This is a genomic window from Mesorhizobium sp. M0938 (assembly GCF_040319125.1).
Classification (GTDB): domain Bacteria; phylum Pseudomonadota; class Alphaproteobacteria; order Rhizobiales; family Rhizobiaceae; genus Mesorhizobium; species Mesorhizobium robiniae.
In genome coordinates this window covers 98,455-118,532 of record NZ_JAMYNS010000005.1, presented here as the reverse complement: position 1 = coordinate 118,532, position 20,078 = coordinate 98,455, and the positions used below count along the sequence as shown (strand labels likewise).

The 20,078-nt window shown below is 59.3% G+C and carries 15 protein-coding genes and 3 pseudogenes; 6 read left to right on the top strand and 12 right to left on the bottom strand.

From position 1 onward, the window contains the following. Nucleotides 1-280 precede the first annotated feature (280 nt). Nucleotides 281-760, bottom strand: a complete 480-nt coding sequence (locus tag NKH73_RS10495) for an imm11 family protein (RefSeq protein ID WP_352930969.1) — start codon at nucleotides 758-760, stop codon at nucleotides 281-283. A gap of 407 nt (nucleotides 761-1,167) precedes the next feature. Here NKH73_RS10495 and NKH73_RS10490 point away from each other — a divergent pair, with 407 nt between their 5' ends. Continuing rightward, a complete protein-coding gene (locus NKH73_RS10490; protein WP_352930967.1) occupies nucleotides 1,168-1,542 on the top strand; it encodes a hypothetical protein in 375 nt (124 codons plus the stop codon). 97 nt (nucleotides 1,543-1,639) lie between these two features. On the opposite strand, the gene NKH73_RS10485 is transcribed toward NKH73_RS10490, so the two are convergent. Next, nucleotides 1,640-1,966 (bottom strand): SRPBCC domain-containing protein, encoded by a 327-nt coding sequence (locus NKH73_RS10485; RefSeq protein WP_352930965.1) that lies wholly within the window; start codon nucleotides 1,964-1,966, stop codon nucleotides 1,640-1,642. A gap of 208 nt (nucleotides 1,967-2,174) precedes the next feature. On the opposite strand from NKH73_RS10485, the pseudogene NKH73_RS10480 reads away from it, so the two are divergent. Further along, a pseudogene (locus NKH73_RS10480) lies at nucleotides 2,175-2,853 on the top strand (LysR substrate-binding domain-containing protein); the annotation flags it as partial. A 314-nt stretch (nucleotides 2,854-3,167) separates the two neighbouring features. After that, nucleotides 3,168-3,773: a GGDEF domain-containing protein gene (locus tag NKH73_RS10475; protein WP_352930963.1), complete on the top strand. Its 606-nt coding sequence runs from the start codon at nucleotides 3,168-3,170 to the stop codon at nucleotides 3,771-3,773. A 122-nt stretch (nucleotides 3,774-3,895) separates the two neighbouring features. Here the strand turns inward: NKH73_RS10475 and NKH73_RS10470 are convergent, their stop codons facing one another. The 6 genes from NKH73_RS10470 to NKH73_RS10445 form a co-directional block, all read right to left on the bottom strand. Continuing rightward, nucleotides 3,896-6,004: a tetratricopeptide repeat protein gene (locus NKH73_RS10470; RefSeq protein WP_352930960.1), complete on the bottom strand. Its 2,109-nt coding sequence runs from the start codon at nucleotides 6,002-6,004 to the stop codon at nucleotides 3,896-3,898. A 26-nt stretch (nucleotides 6,005-6,030) separates the two neighbouring features. Beyond that, nucleotides 6,031-7,047 carry a family 8 glycosyl hydrolase gene (locus tag NKH73_RS10465; RefSeq protein WP_502893891.1) on the bottom strand — a complete coding sequence of 339 codons (1,017 nt, stop codon included), beginning with the start codon at nucleotides 7,045-7,047 and terminating at the stop codon, nucleotides 6,031-6,033. 41 nt (nucleotides 7,048-7,088) lie between these two features. After that, nucleotides 7,089-9,389 carry a cellulose biosynthesis cyclic di-GMP-binding regulatory protein BcsB gene (locus NKH73_RS10460; protein ID WP_352930958.1) on the bottom strand — a complete coding sequence of 767 codons (2,301 nt, stop codon included), beginning with the start codon at nucleotides 9,387-9,389 and terminating at the stop codon, nucleotides 7,089-7,091. Between the two features lie 23 nt (nucleotides 9,390-9,412). Further along, nucleotides 9,413-11,608, bottom strand: a complete 2,196-nt coding sequence (bcsA, locus tag NKH73_RS10455) for a UDP-forming cellulose synthase catalytic subunit (protein ID WP_352930956.1) — start codon at nucleotides 11,606-11,608, stop codon at nucleotides 9,413-9,415. A 190-nt stretch (nucleotides 11,609-11,798) separates the two neighbouring features. Continuing rightward, nucleotides 11,799-12,869, bottom strand: coding sequence for a cellulose biosynthesis protein BcsN (bcsN, locus tag NKH73_RS10450; RefSeq protein WP_352930954.1), 1,071 nt, complete (start codon nucleotides 12,867-12,869; stop codon nucleotides 11,799-11,801). Between the two features lie 107 nt (nucleotides 12,870-12,976). Continuing rightward, nucleotides 12,977-15,952 (bottom strand): autotransporter outer membrane beta-barrel domain-containing protein, encoded by a 2,976-nt coding sequence (locus NKH73_RS10445; RefSeq protein WP_352930952.1) that lies wholly within the window; start codon nucleotides 15,950-15,952, stop codon nucleotides 12,977-12,979. Between NKH73_RS10445 and NKH73_RS10440 the strand changes: the two genes are divergently transcribed. Together NKH73_RS10440 and NKH73_RS10435 are read left to right on the top strand one after the other, a co-directional pair. Continuing rightward, nucleotides 15,951-16,196, top strand: coding sequence for a hypothetical protein (locus tag NKH73_RS10440; protein ID WP_352930950.1), 246 nt, complete (start codon nucleotides 15,951-15,953; stop codon nucleotides 16,194-16,196). The two genes, NKH73_RS10445 and NKH73_RS10440, sit on opposite strands and share 2 nt — an antisense overlap. Before the next feature lie 197 nt (nucleotides 16,197-16,393). After that, nucleotides 16,394-16,672 (top strand): hypothetical protein, encoded by a 279-nt coding sequence (locus NKH73_RS10435; RefSeq protein WP_352930948.1) that lies wholly within the window; start codon nucleotides 16,394-16,396, stop codon nucleotides 16,670-16,672. A gap of 317 nt (nucleotides 16,673-16,989) precedes the next feature. On the opposite strand, the gene NKH73_RS10430 is transcribed toward NKH73_RS10435, so the two are convergent. The 3 genes and pseudogenes from NKH73_RS10430 to NKH73_RS10420 form a co-directional block, all read right to left on the bottom strand. Continuing rightward, the gene (locus NKH73_RS10430; protein ID WP_352930946.1) at nucleotides 16,990-17,244 is read right to left on the bottom strand and encodes a gamma-glutamylcyclotransferase; all 255 of its coding nucleotides are present in this window, start codon (nucleotides 17,242-17,244) and stop codon (nucleotides 16,990-16,992) included. Beyond that, nucleotides 17,244-17,426 (bottom strand): annotated as a pseudogene (locus tag NKH73_RS10425) (gamma-glutamylcyclotransferase); the annotation flags it as partial. The pseudogene NKH73_RS10425 and the gene NKH73_RS10430, both read right to left, overlap by 1 nt. A 325-nt stretch (nucleotides 17,427-17,751) precedes the next feature. Next, the gene (locus NKH73_RS10420; protein WP_352930944.1) at nucleotides 17,752-18,249 is read right to left on the bottom strand and encodes a nuclear transport factor 2 family protein; all 498 of its coding nucleotides are present in this window, start codon (nucleotides 18,247-18,249) and stop codon (nucleotides 17,752-17,754) included. 92 nt (nucleotides 18,250-18,341) lie between these two features. On the opposite strand from NKH73_RS10420, the pseudogene NKH73_RS10415 reads away from it, so the two are divergent. Next, nucleotides 18,342-19,106: pseudogene (locus NKH73_RS10415) on the top strand (IS5 family transposase). A 40-nt stretch (nucleotides 19,107-19,146) separates the two neighbouring features. Here NKH73_RS10415 and NKH73_RS10410 read toward each other — a convergent pair. Continuing rightward, nucleotides 19,147-19,974 (bottom strand): NYN domain-containing protein, encoded by an 828-nt coding sequence (locus NKH73_RS10410; protein WP_352931527.1) that lies wholly within the window; start codon nucleotides 19,972-19,974, stop codon nucleotides 19,147-19,149. Between the last annotated feature and the right edge of the window lie 104 nt (nucleotides 19,975-20,078).

Here is a 20,078-nt window from a genome sequence, read left to right as displayed (position 1 = left end):
GTAACGGAGCGTTGTCGGCCCGGAGTATAGAGTGATGCTACGAAGGAGATCGAGTGCGCCTGAGTCAAGTTACTGACGACCGTACGGTTAACTGATCTTCGAAGTAACATACGATCCTCAGTTAGTGGGGCGTCCACCCATTTCTGCGGGCTTGACGCTGACTGTCTTTTGGCGCGGACCGCTTTCCGAACGGATCGCCGCCGGGCTGATCGATGGTACGGCGCGCGCTATTGCGCGGAGTACCCGCGAAGGCACTCGCGATTGCTTTTCGGCTTCAGCGCTACCACCAACGCTTTTTTCTCACGGGCTGGCTGCGAGGCGGCAAAATGACCTCGCGTACCGGGTCAATCTCATCACTCCACACCAGTTTGAACCCAACTCCACAAAACCGCATGCGCTTGACCTGGTCAATGAATCCAGCCTGCATATACAGGTTCGATGCTCGGTAGGGCAGTTTGAAGATAGGGCAATTCCCAACTGCTTCCTGGCGAAACACATAACGCTCTATGTTCAGGATATCGCCGTCCTCGAAGCGTACGATTTCCGATTGATCTTCATCCAGCGCATCCAAGACGGTCGTCGCGTTAAACAACTCCAATCGATCACCGCCCTTCAGCGGCAAGAATTGACCATATGGCCTCATTGTTTCGCGCAGGCCATTGGCCGCGTCGATGCGAAGAATGAGGACATGCGACCCGTACCATGGAAAGTCGGAATAGCCCCGTGGAGTACCCTCGTCGTCCTCGGTGAGGAGGTCCATGCATATAGGGATCCAGTGGAGTTGGCGCTGCCCGCGAAGGTCCGATAGCACATGATTGTCCTCCAGCACCCTTGGCATGGCCCATTCTTGCCCGTCGGCGAGGGTTAACTCATGACTTTCATTATTGCACCGCTGGATGACCCGCTCTTGAAGCGGGTCCCTTGAACTGCTTGCCATCTGTCATCCAACTCTTACTAGCGGCCTCCCACCCGGCTGGCACGGCGATTACGGTACAATAGAACCGGTGCGTTTGGACCAAGCTTGGGCATAATGCGCCCCGGACACACGTGATAAGTATGTTTCGCTGAACCACTCTGATATTGCGGTCGCTACGAAGATCCCGCCAAATCATTTGAGGTCTGCAGAATCCGCCACACTCGACCCTGATGTCTGGCTGAGGAAACCCCATGACGAAATTGATACTTACCATAGCTGCGCTTTACATGGCCCTTATCGGCCTGGCACTTATGTTCTTTCCGATACAGTTCGGGCGGGGTGCCGTGCCGACGGATGCTGCACCCGAACTGCTTGCGCTGCTGCGGCTTCTCGGCGGACCGTTTCTCGGTATCGCTGTGCTCAACTGGCTGTCGAGAAATGCCGCCCCCCCAACGCTCCGTGTCGTCATGGTCGCGAACATCGTTGGCTTCGGCGCCGTCGCGGCAAACGACATTTGGGGCGTCGTCAGCGGCGAAGCGCGGGACGTTGCTAAGCTATTTCTGGTTGTCCATCTGCTCTTCACATCTGCTTTCGTGGCAGCAGCCGCTCGCCGAGGCAAACTCTGAGGTTCTGTACGGGCGCACGCTGCCAGCACGCTGCTGGTCTGCGGTTTCCACTTCAGCCGCTGTTGGTCAATATTTGCTCACAACCGCTCGACCTTACTCAAACTGTTGGTCCTCGATACCCTTTCGGATAACGATCGAGCGTCAGGTTCAGTTGGATACCGTGCTCGAGCCAAGCCTTCAGCCCCGCAAGCAAAAGCGTGAAGCCTTGCGTGGAATCAGCGACGTAGCGCATGAGCTTATCGTCATCTCTCGTCCATCCAGCCTCCCGCACGCGTACGAACGTCGTACCGTCTGGAATCGCTTGGAACGTCCATTCCACAGTCGTCGGGCCGCTATAGCCAGGCCATTCAGTCACTACGCGCCTGTTTGCCTCCACGACTTTTGGCATGACCTCGATGGAGCCATCGTGGCTCTGCCAATCCACTTGACGGCCCTGCCGGTCTCCAGTCTTCCGCTTCCTTTGCTGAATCAGAACTTGGTCGTGACGTCCGGGTTCACAATCGCTTCGAATACACGCATTCCCGTCTCGGCGATTGGTATGCGCGTGAGCTGCGGATAGGTCATGTTGCTTTCCTCCGGCTATCTTAAGACAGAAACATCATCTGATATGTGTAGTTCCGGCCCGGGCGGCGCGCTCGGCGAATGTGCTGACCGTCAGTACGTCGGACGGTTTTGCCGGGCGCTGGCTGGTGCCGCGGCTGTATCGGTTCCATCGCGACAATCGCAACATCGATGTGCGGCTCGCCACATCCGGCGTGCTCGCGGATTTCATTCGCGACGGTATCGATATCGCCATCCGCTACGGCGCCGGCGCTTACGAAGGGGTGGTGTCGGAATTCTTGTCCGACGAGGATGTCTCACCCGTCTGCAGTCCAGCTGCTGAAGGGGGATCATCCGCTCCGTTTGCCGCGCGACCTGAAACATCACACGCTTATCCACGACAATTTCCGCATTGACTGGGCGACGTGGCTGCAGCACGCAGGTGTCGAAGGCATAAATCCGAGCAGCGGTATGAAGTTCGATTCCGCCACTTATGCCGTCGAGGCGGCGGTGCACGGCGAAGGCGTGCTGCTCGGCCGGAGCGCGCTGGTTTCTGCCGACCTGGCGGCGGGACGATTGGTGCGGCCCTTCGACCTCGCACTGAAATCGCGGTCGAAATATTACGTTGTCTACCCGGAAGGCGCGCTGCGGCAGAAGAAGGTTAAGACATTCCGTGACTGGATCTTTGCCGAGATGCGGGCTGATCAGCCTGATGCAGACAGGCGTTCTCCTGCGCCTGATCCCCCCTCTCCTCCACGCGATCGCGGTTAATGTCGTGCCGCATCTTACGCGAGCCTGTGTCATTTCAAATTCAGTGTTTTTATTGCTGGTCCCCGCCTCTCGCGGATACTATTCTTCGATGGTTTTGCTCATCGATGATCAGGTTATGGTTTGCGAGGCCGTTAGGCGCGCCTTGGCCAATGGAGCCGCTATTGCCTTGCACTTCTGCACCGACCCGTTGAAGGGATCACGGTCGCGAATGAGGTAAGGCCAACCGTCATCCTGCAGGATCTCGGATTGCCCGGGGTCGATGGGACTGCATTTGGTGCGGGAATACAGGAAACATACGCACGCGGTCCCGGTCATTGTGCTGTCGAGCAAGGACGATCCAAGCCATCAAGGGCGAAGCCTTCGCTGCGGGGGCGAACGACTATCTCGTCAAGCTGCCGGATCGTATCGAACTGATTGCGCGCATCCGATATCACACGCGAGCCTATCTGGACCACGTTCAGCGAGACGCGGCATACCGCGCGCTAAGGGAAAGCCAGCGACAGCTGATCGGTGCAAACCTCGAGCTTGAGCGTCTGACGCGGATCGATGGGCTGACCGGTCTCGGCAACAGACGCTATTCTGACGAATATCTGGCGTCTGAATGGAAACGTGCTTTTCGCGCACAGTCCCCATTGTCGCTATTGATGATCGATGCCGACAACTTCAAGCGATACAACGATACTTATGGCCATATGGCGGGCGACGAGGTGCTCAAGCAGATCGCCCGCGTAATCCAAGGCGGTTCCGGCCGTTCCACCTATCTCGCCGCGCGCTCTATGCCGACCAGTTCGCTCACTCTGCGGCTGGAGATCGAACTCTTCGCCAATGGCTGCCGCTGGGCGTTCGGTTTTGGGTGGCAACGTACCGGTTCGCCTGTTCGCTCGAATTTCTGCTTTGGCATTCCGCTGGGGCTAGACTAGCTCCAACGACTGACCATAGGCACAAAGCTGTCGTTCGCGTCGGGTCCAGCCCGGAGATATGGGTAACAGTTCGTACCTACAATAGGTGACAATCTCGTGCCGAGAAGGGATTATGTGCGTACTTATTGGAATTTTGCGTCGCGGGACAGCCTGACGTCGTTTAGCCCCTTCAACGCATCCCGATTGCCGGTGCCTGCGACGGCGCGAAAAACCTGTTCCGCATCGCCGAACCGCCGCAATTTCAGATACGCATAGCCACGCAGCACCATCAGGCCAGTGCGCTCGGGCGCAATGCGCGACCTTTCGTCCAATGCCATGAGGGCCTCGGCATATCGCCCCTGGTCGAAAGCGGTCGTCGCCCGCGCTTCCAGAAGCGCGGTTTGCACTTCGACCCTGCGGTCGCCATCCAAAGGAGCTTTGGAAGCAGCCACTGACGCCATGTCCGAAAGACCGACACGCAGGTAGGCCAGGCTTTGCCCGTAAGCGGCATCGGAGCGGGTCTTGGCGGAACCGCGCAGCGCAATTTCAAAAGCTGCAGCAGCTTCAATCGGCCTGTTTGCCTCCATCAGGCACCAGCCGCGCGTGAGCGCCACGTCGGGAGCCAATGATTCTGGATCTATGGTGCTCGAGCAGCCCCGATTTTGCTGACTGGGCCTGGCGCGAGGGCTTGCTTGTACGGCATTTCGATAGGATCTTGGCTGATCAACGGATTGATTGGCCTGATCCTCAGAGCCGCTCTGCGTCGTTCGCTGGCGCGGGCGTGATTCAGCTGCCACGCCGTACCCGACTGCCGCCGTCTCGATGCTGCGCTCGCCGACCGTCGGTATGCGTTCTGAGCGTCCTGCCCAGGCGGCCTGTATCTCCCGCGCACCGGCCTTGTCGCCGATTTTCCAGCGCGTCAGCGCGAGGCCATAGGCCGAGGGCTCGTCGTCGGGTTTCCAGTCGAGCGCGAGCTTGAACCATTGCGCGGCCGTCTGTGACTGTTCCAGTCCATCGGCGTACCAGCCGAGCTGTTGCGCTGACGCGGCATCCTTGGCGGCGTAGATTTCCTGAACCATCCGCTCCAGGACATCAGGGCTCAGCGGCGCAGGCGGTGTGACCGCAAGAAGGTTCGCGACCGCAGCCAGATAGACGCGCCTCACGTCATCATTGGTATCGTGCCATGGATAGAGAATTTGCTCGGCTTCGGCAGGACGGTTCTGATTGATGAGGGCAAGCGCAAGACCTTGTGAGGCAACGGCTGTATCTTCCTTATCGTGGGCCTTTCGAAACCATTTTTCCGCCCCTTTCGGGTTATTACGGCGGACATGATACCAGCCCAGCAGCAGGGCATCGGACGGCAATCCCCCCGCGGTGGCCAGCGCTTCCACGGTCGCAATATCGGCCGGTGCCACAATCAGCTTCGGATCAGCATCGGCGTTGGCAAGGCTCTGTCTCGCGATGTCGGCGCGTATCGCCGAAAATTCCCCTTTGCCGTCGGCCGTCTTCTGCTCCGTGGCGAGAAGCTGGTCGAGGTTTGGCCGCGACAACAGCGGCAACGCCTTCTGGACCGTGGCGATGCGCTCCTCGGGTTTCTTGCAATTGTTCAGCACATAAAGGTAGGCGTCGCGCGCCCGGTCCTCGCGTTGTGTATGCGCGAAAGCTTCGGCTACGCGCCACAGTACATCGACATCGCCGCATGTCAGCAGACTGGAGCTCGTCGAGCCAATCCGGATCACCGCCTCGTATTGTTTGAGATTGGATGCGTTGATCAATTGCTCCCTGGCTTCCGCAACCGCCAACCGGTCGAGCAGGTCCGCTGGAGGTTGCCAACCAGCCTGTGCGGTTTGCCTGTCGGCTATCGCCTTTCGTACCTCGGCAAGTTTGCCTTCGGAATAGAGCTTCCACATCTGGTCGAGTTGCGGGTCGCCCGCTTCCTGCACGGCCAAAGGATTTTCCGGCGGCGTCCATTGGGGGTAGAGGGCTCTCAGGCGGGCGATCTCCGCCTCCAGCCGCTTGGTATCGCCCTTGGAGGCAAAGTAGCGGAGCGCCGTCTCGTCGACCTTCGGCGACGCAGTCCGCGCGCTACTGGATTTGGCACGTTCTGTCGTCGCGGGGGCCTGCTGCGCGACAGACGAGTATCCCATCTCGGATTGAGCGTTGCCGGTGGCAGAATGATCGGCATCGGAAATCGAGGTCCCACCGCCCAAATAGCCGGCGTCTCGGAGAATGACGGCGCCAAGCAGCGTCACGCCGGCGGCTATGAACACCACCGGTTTCATAGACAATCCGGCTTGTTGCGCCTTGCATAGGACAGCGCCAGCAACTGCAAGGTCGAAGGGTAATAGTCGGTCGGCGAGAACGACCGCGTATCGTCAGGCAGGGGTGTCCCGTCCAAGACGCAGGCGACCAGGGCGGGGATGATGCGATAGCCGGCATCGTCAAGCAATTGACGCGTTTGGCCCGTGGCGATGTCGACGATACGCACGCGCCCATTCTGATCGCGCATTTGGGTCATGAATGGTTCCAGCAATGCCCGGTCGCGATTGCCCGAGCGGAGAAGGTAGAGCGGGATTCGCACGGCATTGTAGCTGAATTCCGGAGGAAACCCATCGGCGGCACGAGGTTTTGCCTTCAAGGACACCCAATCCGGCGGCAGGCTCGATGGTCCGATTTTCATTGAAGTCGCCAGCAAGTGCTTGCCGCTGCCATCGAGCTCCCGCCAGGGCCCGTCCGGCACCAGTTCGGCCAGTACCGGAAACGCTTCGAACACCCAGTAGGACGGGTTAACGACAGGGCCGTCCTTGCGGTCGCCGGCGGAGAAGCCTGAATTGCCCGGCTTGAGAAGAACCAGATCGCCTACAGTTTCCAATCCATTGGCAGCTAACGCTGCCGCGATGTTGCGGGCGGAGGCGCTGAGGTCAGGGCGCTGCCAGGCAGCCCCGGCAAGGGCCAAACCGTAAGCGATCAGCACGTCGCCATCGCTGGCATTGTTGGTGTCGGCTACATGCGGAACCGCCGCAGGATCCCATTTCCAGGCAACCAGCCCATCGCCCCGCACCAACATCTCCGTGCGAGTAAATGCCCAGATGCGATCGAAATCGCCTTTATTATCGGCAAGATAGGACAATAGCAGCCCGTATCCCTGACCTTCGCTGTGACTGATCTTTCCATTGGCGTTGTCAATGATTCTTCCGCTCGGGTCGAGAAACTTTTCTTTGTAAAGGCTCCATTCCTCCGCGGTGATTGCTCCAGCCGCTCGAACATCACCGGATTGCAGCGTCACGACAAGCAAAGCGGCACCGAGAATAACAAGCAACGCCCGTGCCGAACGTGTCACCTGCGCCGTCCCAGCGCGCCGAGCAGCCCGGCGGTTGCAAAGCCCAGCAAGATCGACAGCAAGGTCAGCACGACAGCATAGAACAGCGCATTGGCGGATAGCCAGTTGGCGACGATCAGGCGGTAGTTCCCAATCGAGAATGGCTGCGTTGCGACGAAATTGAAACGCGTGACCGGCACGGTGACAATCCTGTCACTGCCGCTGTTGACGGTTGTGATGTGTCCTTCCACCTGCCGCCAAGTGGCCTGTTCCGTCAGCGAGCGGACACCATCCCGCAGAGCACGGACAGTGGGAGCGGTGACAAGTGTCCATGTGCCGGAGCCCGCCGGGCTGGCTTCCTGCGCGACGACAAGGCTGGCGCTGCCTTGCGGCGTGAATTCGGCTGCGGGGCCGGGGAAGATCCGAAACGAATTCGTGGAAATGTTGAAGGTTCTGGTCAACCAATCCTGAAGCGAGCCGATCTGGCCGCGCCAGCCGCTGTCGCGCAGCCTCTCGCGCCAGCGATCGAATGTCACTTCCGTGTTCGGACGGATCGAAGCGACAGTTTCTCCCCAAGCCGAGGACGCTGCGTTCGAAACGCCGACCTGAGCCAGAACTGCCGGGGGGACCTGCGAGATCGCACTGACGAACAGCGCGTTCCTGTCCGCCACGGCGGCGGCCGCAGTCAGGGAATCGACTTCTATGAGGCGTCCAGCGGCGACGGACATTCGCGCCAAAAGTGTCACCCCAGCGGAAACGCTCTCCGGCTGAGTGCGATCCATGATTAACGGCAACGTGTATTCCGAACGATTGTAGGGGAAACCCGTGCCGCTTATCGCTGCAAGATCGGGTGTTCTGGCCACTCGCGCGAAATCGGGAACGACGAACTCGGAGCTGTCGAAAATCACGAAGCGCTGGCCGCCTTGCGCCGTCGCGCCGGGTGCGCAGATTGCATCGGTTCTGGTTGAGAGAACGGCCTCGATTGCGATGACGTTATCGCCCGGTCTGAAGTGCCGCATCGTGACTTTGATAGGCAGATGCCGTAGAATTTCGCCGCCCGAGGTCGTGATCGGTACGGTGGCTGCAATACTGTCATTGACATAGACGTCGATATGGCTCCCGGGTAGCACGTCCTGCGAGTAGGCTGCATCCAGCAGGATTGTCGCTTCGCCGTAGGCGTTGGCATAGAAATCCGACGGCACCCCGACCGCGAAATCGGTACGTAACCTGCGTCCTGAGAATTCCAGCGTGTTCATGCCAAGCTCGGAAAACTTCAATCGCCTGGCGCCGGACAGCAGTGGCACATCCGGCATCCGCCATGTCCGCGTCGACAGGCTTGTCCGCAGGCTGCCTACAGGCCGGTCGACCTGCTTGGCAATATCGTCGATAGCCATGTCGACTGCTTGCCAGGTGGGGCCGCTTACCACCAGGATGGAATGGCCAAGCTTGGGATCGTCGACCAATGTCGCCACGGGACCGGTTTCGGCGGCCGGGGGAACTGCCGTCAGCACATTGGAAAGTTCCGATGCTGGCCCCACAACTACGGTAGCCGTGCCGGGACTGGCGATGGATGTTCCAGTCTCGCTGATGTCGAAAGACTGGTTTGGCATACTGGCCATCAGCGCCAGTGCTTCACTCAGGCGTACAGTTGGCGACGTCGATATCGCTTGTCCCATTGACGGAACAATCAGCTGGAAGGTCGTCGCTCCGCTCTCGTTCACACCGATCGCGCGCAGGTCCTCGACGCGTTTCCAACGTCCGGCATCGGGACCCTCGAATGAAAGAAAGGTTCTGGCCGTGTCGATCTGCGTCCACAGTTCGTAAGTCGATTCAATGGTGCAATCCGTACGGTGCCTCTGAAGCGCGGATATCACGATGTCGTTCATCCCGGCGTGCAGGAGGCTCGCAGGTATGCTCACCGAGACACCCGAGGCATTGTCAGACGAGGCGATCGGCGCATCGACCAGCTCGCTGCCATTGATGGAAATTTTCAGACGCGACGCCTCGGGGGCGACGACGACGGCATTTTGATAGCCGAGATGCAGGTCCGCTTTTGCGGCGGCTTGTTCCGGTGTGAGAAAGAGCGACCAGGAGCGTTGCGAATGCTCCCCCGAAAGCACCAGATCGGTGAATGGCACGATGTAGCGCCGTGCCAGCGAGGCAGCCGGCTGCGGTGCCGGCGCGGCGACCGGAACGCTCTCATTTTGGGCTGGCGCCACTCCTGTCGGTGGAGCAGGCGCGGGAACAGCCGGCTTTTCGGGGGACATGTCGAACGGGCCGGTCTGGGAGACTGCCGGCGATACCGCCAGCAGAAGCAATGCAACCGATGCGCAAACGGCTCTCATGGCCGCTTCTCCGCCAGTTGTCCGATGAGCTTTGGGTTGTCCCGACCCCGCAGGTCACGCCAGAAGTAAACTAGGCCCCGGTAGGTCTGGAAGATCGCCAATCTGAGGAACCAGAAAGTTCCCCGCAGCAGGCCGGGATTGCCCCGGCGCGATAGCTGGAACTGTTCCCACTGCTTTGAGTTTGCGAAGATCAGGTCGGCGACGAGCCGATGATGGAAGGCTTCGGTTGGCATGTACAGGCATCCGATCGCGATGCTGTCCGTTGTCCGCTCGAAGTTTCGTATCGCCACTGGCAAGACGGCTTCGGTTCCGTCGGAGAACAATTTGAACCGAATTCCAGTCTTGGCGTCTATTACGAGATCCTCGAGCTCGGCGCCGAAGACCAACACGCGCGCGCCGTTTGCGGACACATTCTCGATTGTCCCCTGAAACCATTTCCCGGCGACCTGGAAATCACAGCGGCGACTGACCTTGACGCGTCTAGTGGCCGCGCGCTCTCCCCGTTCAGAGACGACACCCAGGGCGCAGCCGGCGATGACCAGGTTGAGCAGGTTCCACCCCCCGACGACCAGCGTCACATCGGCTTTGAACGGCTCGGCGTAGACCTTGTAGACCGTCATCGCCACGCCGGCGAGCAGGATGGCGAAGATAGCGAAGAACGGCTTTCCGATTTCGGAAAGTCGGCTTCTCGCTATCGATTCGTCCTTTGCTGTAACCTTGAACGTTGGCTTCCTCGGATTGACAATCACGGAGACGACGGCGGGAAGCAGATGCACCGTCTGAACATATTCGTAGAGCTCAGATATCCATGGCCAGCGGAAGGCACCATAGAGATAGTTCTGCATCATCAAATTCACGATCATGTAGGTGAGCGTATAGGCCATGAACTCGCCACCGGACGCGGTGAATATCTGCAGATCGAAGAACAGGTAGAACAGCGGCGCGAACAGGAAGATCGTGCGCGGGAATGGGAACAGCCAGAACAGGGTCGACGACATGTAGCAAAGACGTTGCGGAATCGAGAGGCCGCGCTTGAGCGGCGGGAATCTGAAGCGCAGAATCTGCATCATACCCTGCGCCCAGCGGCTTCTCTGGCCGATGAAGCTGGCGAAGGTTGCCGGTTGCAGCCCGGCAATCAGCGGCTTGTCGACATAGACACTATGCCAGCCACGCGCGTGCAGTTCGACTGCCGTCTCGCAGTCCTCGGTGATGCTGACGCCACTGAAGCCGCCTGTTTCCGCAAGGGCCGTACGCCGCAGCACCGCCGCCGATCCACAGAAGAACGCCGCATTCCATTTGTCGAGGCCACGCTGAATGATGCCATAGAACATCTCGTTTTCGGACGGCATCTCTTCAAAAGTGCGGAGGTTTCGCTCAACTGGATCTGGATTGAGGAAGAAGTGCGGTGTCTGGACGAGGAACAGCTTTGGATCTTCATCGAAATAGCCGACGGTCTCCTTGAGAAAGTCGCGCGCCGGTGCATGGTCCGCGTCGAACACGGCGATGAGTTCACCCGTCGAGTTTGAGAGTCCGTTGTTGAGGTTGCCAGCCTTTGCATGTTCGTTGCGATCACGCGTCAAATAGCTCACGCCCAACTCGGCGCTCAGCTTTTGCAATTGCGCGTAGCGCCGCTCCGCATTGTTGGCGTCGCCGATTTTGTCCGAGTTCCGCTTCTGAGCGGTTCCACCATCATCAAGTAGCCAGACGTTGAACTTGTCAGCCGGATAATCCATGCCCTTTGCTGCGGCCATTGTGTTGGCCAACAGTTCGGGATCTTCATTATAGGTGGGAATAAAGACGTCGACCGTGGGCATACGGTCGCCGGAATTGGCGCGCGACGGTCGCGATGGGAGCGGCAGCGCCACGACGAACAGGCTGAGCGCCAGCATCAGCACGCTGTACAATTCCGCGAGGTAGACCAACAATCCGGGAATAAAGTTTTCCAGTTGGTTGACCGGTGGCAGCGTGCTTGTCGTGCGCCAGTATACATAGCGCATGACGATAGCGGTACCGAAGGCAAGGGCAACCAGCCGCCAGATGCCGTCCGGGCGCACGAGCTTCAGCACCATCATGGCAACGAGCACGCACATGCCGGCAACCAATTGGGTTTCCAGACTGATGGGCAGCGTCACCAGCGTGAGCACGCACGCCGAAGCCAGGGCCCATTGAACGACGCTCAGGAACTTCCGCATTCATGCCTCTGCATTCGGACGCTTGCCGCCTGTCGCCAATCGCGTCCCAGTTCCCGGCTGCGCCCCGGCGTTCCACCCTGCGCCGGAGGTGCCACCACTCGCAGCGACCATGCATCCGAACACGTAATGGTTGATTTCGACCTCATGGCTCACTGCCACTCTCTGTATGGTTAGCGAATGGTAAACCGGCTTATTTGCAGCCACCCGTGGCATCAGTCACGCAAGGTGGAGGCGGCACGGTCGGCACAGCACTGTTCCCGACGCGCTCCGCTGCGGAGACCGGAGGTGGTAAGGGCAAGGCCCGCACCTGGGAATTGGCACTTTCCGCTCCCGGCGGTGGTGGCACCATAGGGCCAACGGGCGTGGGTTCTGGGGAGACTGCGGGCGGCTCTACCGACGCTTGCCTCTGGGTGCGATACACGCGGCCCTTTGACTGTCTTGGCTGCGCGGCGGGCGGCGGCCCGGTCACAGTCTCGAAACGCGAAATACCAACGGGGTAGATGGGTTGCCCGGCTTTGCCCAGCGATGCATCTGGCGCGGCGGGCTCGCCATACGGATTCCAGTTACGCGTTTTGAAGGAGGAGGTGATCGTATAGCTATACATGACGTCGAGAAGCCTTTGCTCGGACGCATTCTGGTCGCACAGGCGGAGGCGTATCTGGATCGAGCCCTTGTTCCCCACCCAGGTTTGGGTCATGCCGGTTGAGCTTATCCGCTGCCAGCCATAGAGACAGGTATCACCCGATGCGGAACGCCCCGCGGCATAGCCAAACGGCCCATATTTGTTCTGCACGTAATAGGGCGAACGCTGCATCCGAATGCCCGGCAACAGCTGCCGCATTTCCGAACCGACGTCACCGATCGGAAGATATCCGTCGCGAAGCCGGTTTTGCCCGGCGGCCGAAGTATCGACAGGTCCATAGAGCTGCACCCTTAGCATGTTCTGGCCGGGCGTACGCGCCGACGTCGAGAGCAGAATGTCCTGCTGGGTGGCATTGGTGAATCGCCGCTCCAAAATGGCGGTGATGGCGGGGCCGCCTGGCGCGGGAAAGGCGAAGGCCGTTTCGGCGGAAACCAGGTTTGTCCCAGACGAATTCACAAGGGGCGGAGGCCGGGCGCAATTGCCAAGCGCTAGCACCAGGACCAGGCCTGTAATCTTCAGGACAGACGCGGCACCCAATCCGCACAGGCGAGAGCCTCGAATTGAATCGAGACGCTCCCTCAAAACCGGGCAGACGTGGCGACCCTCGGCAAAGTTCATGCATGCGACGCTATGAGATTCGCACCGCTTGACGAAGAAATAATCTAGGCAAAGAGAAACTTGCCCCCAGAGAAGCTTGCAACAGAGTCAAATTTGCAACTGCCCAGTCAGAATTTCACCATCAGGAAGCCTTTATATGATTGGTATTGGGAGTCGCGCTCCAGCAATCCGTCATAAGCAAGCCCCAGCGACATCGATCGAAACGCAACGCGGAGATCGGCACCGAGCACAGCGGCGTTTCGTTCAATGGGGACGCCGCCAATGAAGAAGGGGCTAGAGCCGGCGAGTTGGTGCCATTCTCCGCTGCCATTGAGCGAGGTGAAGCGCCAACCGGCCGTCGCCCCGAGCCGGATCAGCAGATCGCTGCTCCAGGGAAACTCGGCGCCCATGTGCAATCCGGTCGTGGCGATCAGGCCGTCCAGATGTGAGGCCTGGACATCCAGTGCCGCATCGCCGCCGCTTTCCGACCACTCATTCGCATCCCAACGCGCATAGGTCAGGTTGGCGAACGGAGCAATTTCCATGCGGGCGAGGTTGAATGGATAGTCGACTTCGCCGAATACCTGACCGGAGCGCGCATTGTACTTGCCTTCGACTTTGTCCCTGAACGCGCCAAAGGTGATATTTCGTTCGGAATTGATTTCATGCCAGGAATACAGTCCGCCAAACCTGCCCCGCAGTCCCGACCCTGCCCATGCCGAATAGGCCCCGATGCTGAGCGTATCGACTTTGGCGCCCGAAGCGCGTGCGCTGACGTCGAAATCGCTCTCACCGTAACCTGCCGCAAGCCCAAGCAGCCAGTTTTCATTCAATTGGAGATCGCCACCGGTGAGAAAGCCGGAGCGGCGGATATGGCTGCTCGCGGCATTGCCGTTTGAGCTGAACGATACCTCGGTCAGGTAGGGATCGAACCAGAGCCGTGACCGTGTCTGAGACCCATACGCGGCAGCGGAATTTCTGGCCCGGACAAGCATGATCTCGCGCAGCGCGGCGTCGCTTTCCAGCAAGCCATTGACCAGGCTCGGGTAAATTTCCCCCGAAAGCGCATCAAACGCCGAACGTGCCGCGGATGTGCTTGCCGATTTAACGACAGCGTCGAGTATCGCACCACCCGGCAGTTCCGCGAGCGCACCCGCCACGGCCCGCTGGTTGGCAGTATCTGCGACCGAGACGAAGTGTGCGCTGTTGCGTGACACGTCGAGGTCGACGGTCCCATCTCCATAGTGCAGCGCAAGGTCGATGAACGGCATGTCGCTTTGAACGTCGGAAAAATTACCGATCACCTGCGACGCCGAGATGATTCTGAAGCTGGTCCCCTCGATGGTGAAGCCGCCTATCGCGGAAACCAGGAGGGAACTCCCCTCGACCGTCGCCGTGCCGTTCACGGTCAAAAGGTTTGCACCGCCACTTGGATCGAGGGCCAGACTGTAGGTGGAACCGTGCCCGAGAACGAGATCGCCATCGACGGTCATCGTGCCACCGTCGGTTTCCCGCGCCAGCGTGCCCGCCACCGTCGTCGTGCCCACCGTGCCGTTGCCGCTCAGGATGGCGCCGACGGCGACCTGCACGAACGAAGCGGCGATGGAGCCCGAAATGCGCAGTTCCCCCTGCTCCACCTCGGTGGTCCCCGAATAGGTGTTGACGCCGGCGAGTTCCATGGTGCCGCCGCCGGTTTTGGTCAGGCCGCCGGTTCCACCGGTCGTGCCCCCGAAGACGGTGTCGGCATCGTTCCCTCCCGCGGTCAACCGGGCGGTGGCGAGATCCACCGATCCTGTGCCAGAGAGCGAGCCGATCGTCTGGTCGAAGCCGGCAAGGTCAAGCATCGCATTTGCGCCAACGATGAAATCCGATCCCGCCGCAAGAGCACCCGCCGCACCTGCCTTAAGAACGCCGCCGCTTATATCCGTTGCCCCGGTATAGGTGTTGGGTCCCGAGAGCGTCAGCGTGCCGTCACCTGTTTTGACCAGAGAACCGCCAGTGCCGCCCGACAACCCGCCGTCGACGATGGCGCCATCGACTGTCGTCGACAAATTGTTTCCTCCGACGACGAGGGCGACGCCACCGAGATAGTACGTCCCGGGTCCCTGGATTGAGCCAACCTCGATCTGCCCATCGGAGACGTCGGAAAAATCGACCGTTCCGCCCAGATTCGTCTCCAGCGCGGCGGTGCCGCCTGAGCTCGACTCGCGAAAGACCGTCCGACCGGCCGGCCCCGTCACGATCGTGGCGGCACCTGCCGATGCGTTGCCGGAGAAATCGAGCAGTCCGCCATTGTTGACGGAGGCGTTGGCAAGAGTGCCCGAGTCTGAAAGCGCCAATATGCCGCTTGCGTTGTTGACGATCTCCGCGGCGCCGGCCGAACTGGAGCCGGCAAACTCGAGCTGTCCGCTATTGGCCATGAAGGCCGCCCCGGCGCTGGCATTTCCGGAGAAGGCAACTACACCGGACTGATTGTTGATGATGCTAGCCGAACCGGCTGTGGCCTCGTCCGTGAAGGTGACGCCGCCATTGTTGGTGATCGCCGCGGTGGCCGCCGAACTCATGCCGGAAAAGCTTGTCGCGGCACCCTCATTGTTGGTGATCAGACTCTGGCCCGCGCTCGAAGTCCCTTCAAAATTCAAGCCGCCATTATTGGTGATCTGGGCGGTGCCGGCAGTGGCATTTCCCGAAAACGAAACAGTGGCTCCGGCATTGCTGACGATGTTCGCCTGCTCGGCGCTGGCGTTGCCCTGGAAGGCGATCGAACCGTTATTGGCAATCGCGGCATTGCCGCCTCCGGCATCATCGTCGAAGGAAATCCTGCCGCCCTCGTTGCTCGTGATGTTGGATCCCGCAGCCGTGGATTGGTCGGTGAATTCGATCAGGCTGTCTGCATTGTTGGTCATAAACGCACTCCCGGCCGTCGACTGGTCGGAAAAATGCGCGCTGCCGCCGGAATTGTTTACGACCGTCGCCTGACCCGCCGTGCTCTGGTCGAGGAATTCCACCCGGTCATTTTCGTTGTTGGTAATCGCCGTGTCGCCAGCCGACTCGGTTCCCTGGTAGGTTGTGACGTTACCGCTCGAGGTTAACTTGGGGGCCATGTCATCGGCGGTAATTGCGAAAGGCTCGTCGGCGGAACTGGGATTTAGATCGGAAGACCTGATCTGGAATGGCTGCGGCGCTTTTTCTTCTGCCTTGGAAGTCATCGGCTGGAGCACAACTACGGCAGCGAACGGCAAGAGCGCCGCTACGACGGACGATTTGGCACGTATTTCACGCGAAACCGCCGGTCTGAACAGGCGAATCATTGGGCGTGAAGTAGATGGAGGCGTCGAATCACCATGAGGAGGATAATGAGTCGACCCGCCGTAACTGTCCAGCCAACTACGCCGCAAGAATTTCACCTTGAACGTGCGGTCGGCAACACGCATTTGGAGTGTGTGACGGCCCCTCCTACAAGGGGGGCGGACGCGTCCTTGTGTTGCTGGTTTTCGGGATCAGCTTAAGGGAATGTTTGAAAGAATATTATCGGCGAGGAGACTATGAGCTGGCCAGACATATCTCCGACAGCAGAACATGGGGGACAATGCCACATTCGGTTGCTGGGTTGCACCTCAGCGTTGCGTTATGGCCTGCGTACCGCCGTGGCGGGTTACGACGCCGTCGCGACGCTTGAAAACGCGCTCAATTCCGTAGCCGCCGAGATGAAATTTGGTCGGTCCGATCTCATTCGGATCGTTCTGCGCGAGTGGTTGGAAACGAGCCCCTATCTGCCGATGCGCGAAATCGATGAGGAGAATGAAACAGACGGGAGCGCGTAGGAACTTCCGCGATCACGGAAGTTACTTGGATAGCCATGGTCGATACTTTGCAACGGCGGACCCCAATCCGCCCGGCCGGCGCCCTACAGGCAATCTACCCCAACACCCCCCAAGCGGCGCCGGCCACTCCCTCAAGAGCTGAACCGGAGCCGACAGATCAGGCCGGCAGCATTGACGATGGTGCGGTAGAGACTGTCGGCCTGTTCACGCCTGATGCCCACTTTCCGTAGTAGTAGAGATCCGCCGCGTGCCGCGTTGCCCTACTAGGCCGTGAACTCATAAATGCGGAAAAACCGACATGGGGTGGAAAGCAGACTTCAGGGAAGGCGTCGACTACGTTGACAAGCCTGGATTTCGGCGGCCATCAGCTTCTGGATTTGCCACAGGTTTCTGTCGCGGATTCCATGTTCTTCCAGCTTGCTGATGGTGTTGAACGCATACTGCGCCGCGGACCCCCAGTGCCCAGCCGCTTGAGAAAGCACACTGGCGACCTCCAATAGAGGCCTCTTGCCAGCGTAAGCGCCGCCACTGCGCAAAGCTATGAAGGCGAGAGCTTTGAAACGTCTATCCATCAAGGCACATACGTTGGAGGATTTGCATCGATCTCACGTTCAAGCAGCCGGACGATCTGCCCTCTCTTATCGCCGGGTGGCTGGCGATACGCAATTCCCACGCAGGATCCGCCGCGGTCAAGTGCCAGCATGAGGGCAGGAAGCTCGCGTGTGCCTCGCCATCTTGTCAGCTTCAGACAAAAGGATCGGTGCCATCCGGCTGCGACGGCACGGCGTCGTTCGACCGCCTCAAACTCCGGGTTTCAGATCAAGGAACCATAGGCGAAAACCCACAGGTGCTCTGGATCGTGTTGAGCCAGCATCGCATCGGCGATCGATGCGAAATCGCCAGTAGTGTGTTCGGTGGTACCAGCCTCGAGACCCAGGATCTGGTTCCTTCCGCTCAATCAGTGCGATGAGTTCGGCCGTCAGGTGCATCGCGTTCCTCGGATCTCGATCTCAAAGCCAATATGGAGATCGCGTTGCCGCCTCCGCTCATCGCAGCAATGATCGCAGACGAGGACCATCCTACGTATGAAGGTGATAGAGCTTGCTGACGATCTTCCACTCGCCGGCGATCTTGAGTAGGGAAAGATAGTCGGTGAGCTTCATGCTCCCGAACTCGTCCTCAACCTTCACGGTGGCTGCATCGACCGTGATATCGAGCAACGAGGCTTTCCAGTAGGGGCTGCTATTCGGTACCAAGCCCGCGCCCATCACCTCGCCAACGTAGGCATCGACGCTCAGCCATTCGACCGCGCCTTGGTACTTGCCGACGATTGATGCTGATGCGTGAAACGCCGCTCGCAGCTTCTGCTCGTCGGCAGCGGACATAGCCAGGACGTAGGCCTCAACCACAGCATTGATTTGACTTTCGTCGGTTCGCGATATCAAGGATAGCCCCAAGCTTTCCCCAAAGTCATAGCCCAACCAAAGAGCATCCGCCACTCCATCGCGCCGACAGGCGTCACCATAGCTCGCGCCTGTCAAGAACTTAGTGGTGGCACTTGAAGCCCGCTGTTTCATGACTCGCTTTGCGGAAGAACCTACAACGTCCGTGAACGGTCGTTTGCCGATCGGCGCTTCCATATTCGAGCGAAGTCTGATTCAGACTCTGCATGAGCCGAAATGATCTGACGGACTTCGAATGGCGCGCGATCGAGCCGCTGTTGCCTAACAAGCCGCGAGGAATGCCGCGCGTAGACGACCGCCGGGTGCTGAACGGCATCTTTTGGGTGCTGCGATCGGGTGCGCCTTGGCGCGATCCGCCAGAGCGATACGGCCCCCGCACCACCTGCTACAATCGCTTCGTCCGATGGCGGAAGGCAGGTGTGTGGGACAGCCTCATGGATGCCATCACCAAAGACCATGACGGCAGGGTGCAGATGATCGATACCTCCATTGTTCGCGTCCATCAGCAGGGCGCGACGGCAAAAAGGGGGATCGAGATCATTGTCTCGGCCGATCCCGAGGCGGGCTGACAACCAAAATCCTTGCCCTTGTGGACGCCAAGGGCAGGCCGATCAAGCTGACGCTCATCGAGGCCAGAAGAGCGACATCGCCTCCGCAGCGGACCTGATCAAAGATTTGTCGCCGGGTGCGATGCTGCTTGGTGATAAGGGCTATGACGCCAACGCCTTGCGCGCTGTCGTCATAGAGCAGAAAGCATGGGCTAATATCCCGCCTAAGGCCAACCGCAAAGACTCTATCTGCTTCAGCCCATTTCTCAATAAGGCGCGCAACCTCGTCAACGCTTCTTTAACAAGGTCAAGCGGTTCCGTCGCATCGCGACCCGCTACGACAAGCTGGCGGAGAACTATCTCGCCGCCCTCAACCTCGTCTCGATCCGCATCTGGCTACCCGGTAATGAGTCTACGCCTTAGTTTGTCGGTTACTCTTCGGCCTCGCGACCGAGATGCAATGCTAGTTGGTTACAATCCACCCTTCACCTGCGGCCGCAATATCCCAAGGGTAGATCAAATCGAACGCGGTTAGCGCTGTCGCCAAGCTGCCATCAGGTGCAGAAAAATCAACATAGGACCAACCGGTTCCAGGGTCGCCGCGTCGCCACACTCTCAGAGTGCCACCCTTCCAACTGCCCGCATATTCATGTTCACCCAAGGTCACAATATTGATCAAGCCATCGCCTCCAGGATGCAGACTGCCCCCAGAGCCTCCGAGTTGGAATGCTGACTGCTGTCCATTAGCAGTTAAACAGTTGTGGTTGGCCTTGAAGTCAAATAAGCGCGTGCTATCCGCCGCACCCATCAATTCAGCATTCGCCTGCGGTGGGTGCCAGAGAGTTACGTGCAATCCCTCACTTACCAAGGATTTGATAAGAGGAACGAAATCGGAATCGCCTGCAAACAGTGTTGCTTTCGATATATTGCCCCGGAAAGCGTGGGTCATCATATCAACCGCTAATCGGACATCCACGCCCTTTTGTCGCTTATCAACCACCCCAACAATTTGCCCGAGGGCAACGTGGACCCGATCGAGCGCCTGAATTTTCGCAAACCGATCGTGGTCTGGCTGCACGCGAGCTTCATAGGCAGCCTGCGTTTCATTGTGCGCCTTGCCTGGAACGGCATCGTAATAGAAAACTTTAGCGTAGCCCCCACCTGTCATCGGTGGAACATGCGGTTGATAGGCGCTCGCATCGCCAAATAAATCCAGACAAATCTTCCTGACGCTTGCTCGCAGGCAACCACCGTCGATGAAAAGATATTCTTGCTCCTCCCTCGATGTCATGGTCACCTTCGTTTCCCTGGGAGTTGCCCAATTCGACCTATCGATGAAGGTGTAGGAGTGCCGTTTTCTACGGATGTCCGCAATGGGGTTGTGAGCCGAAACTC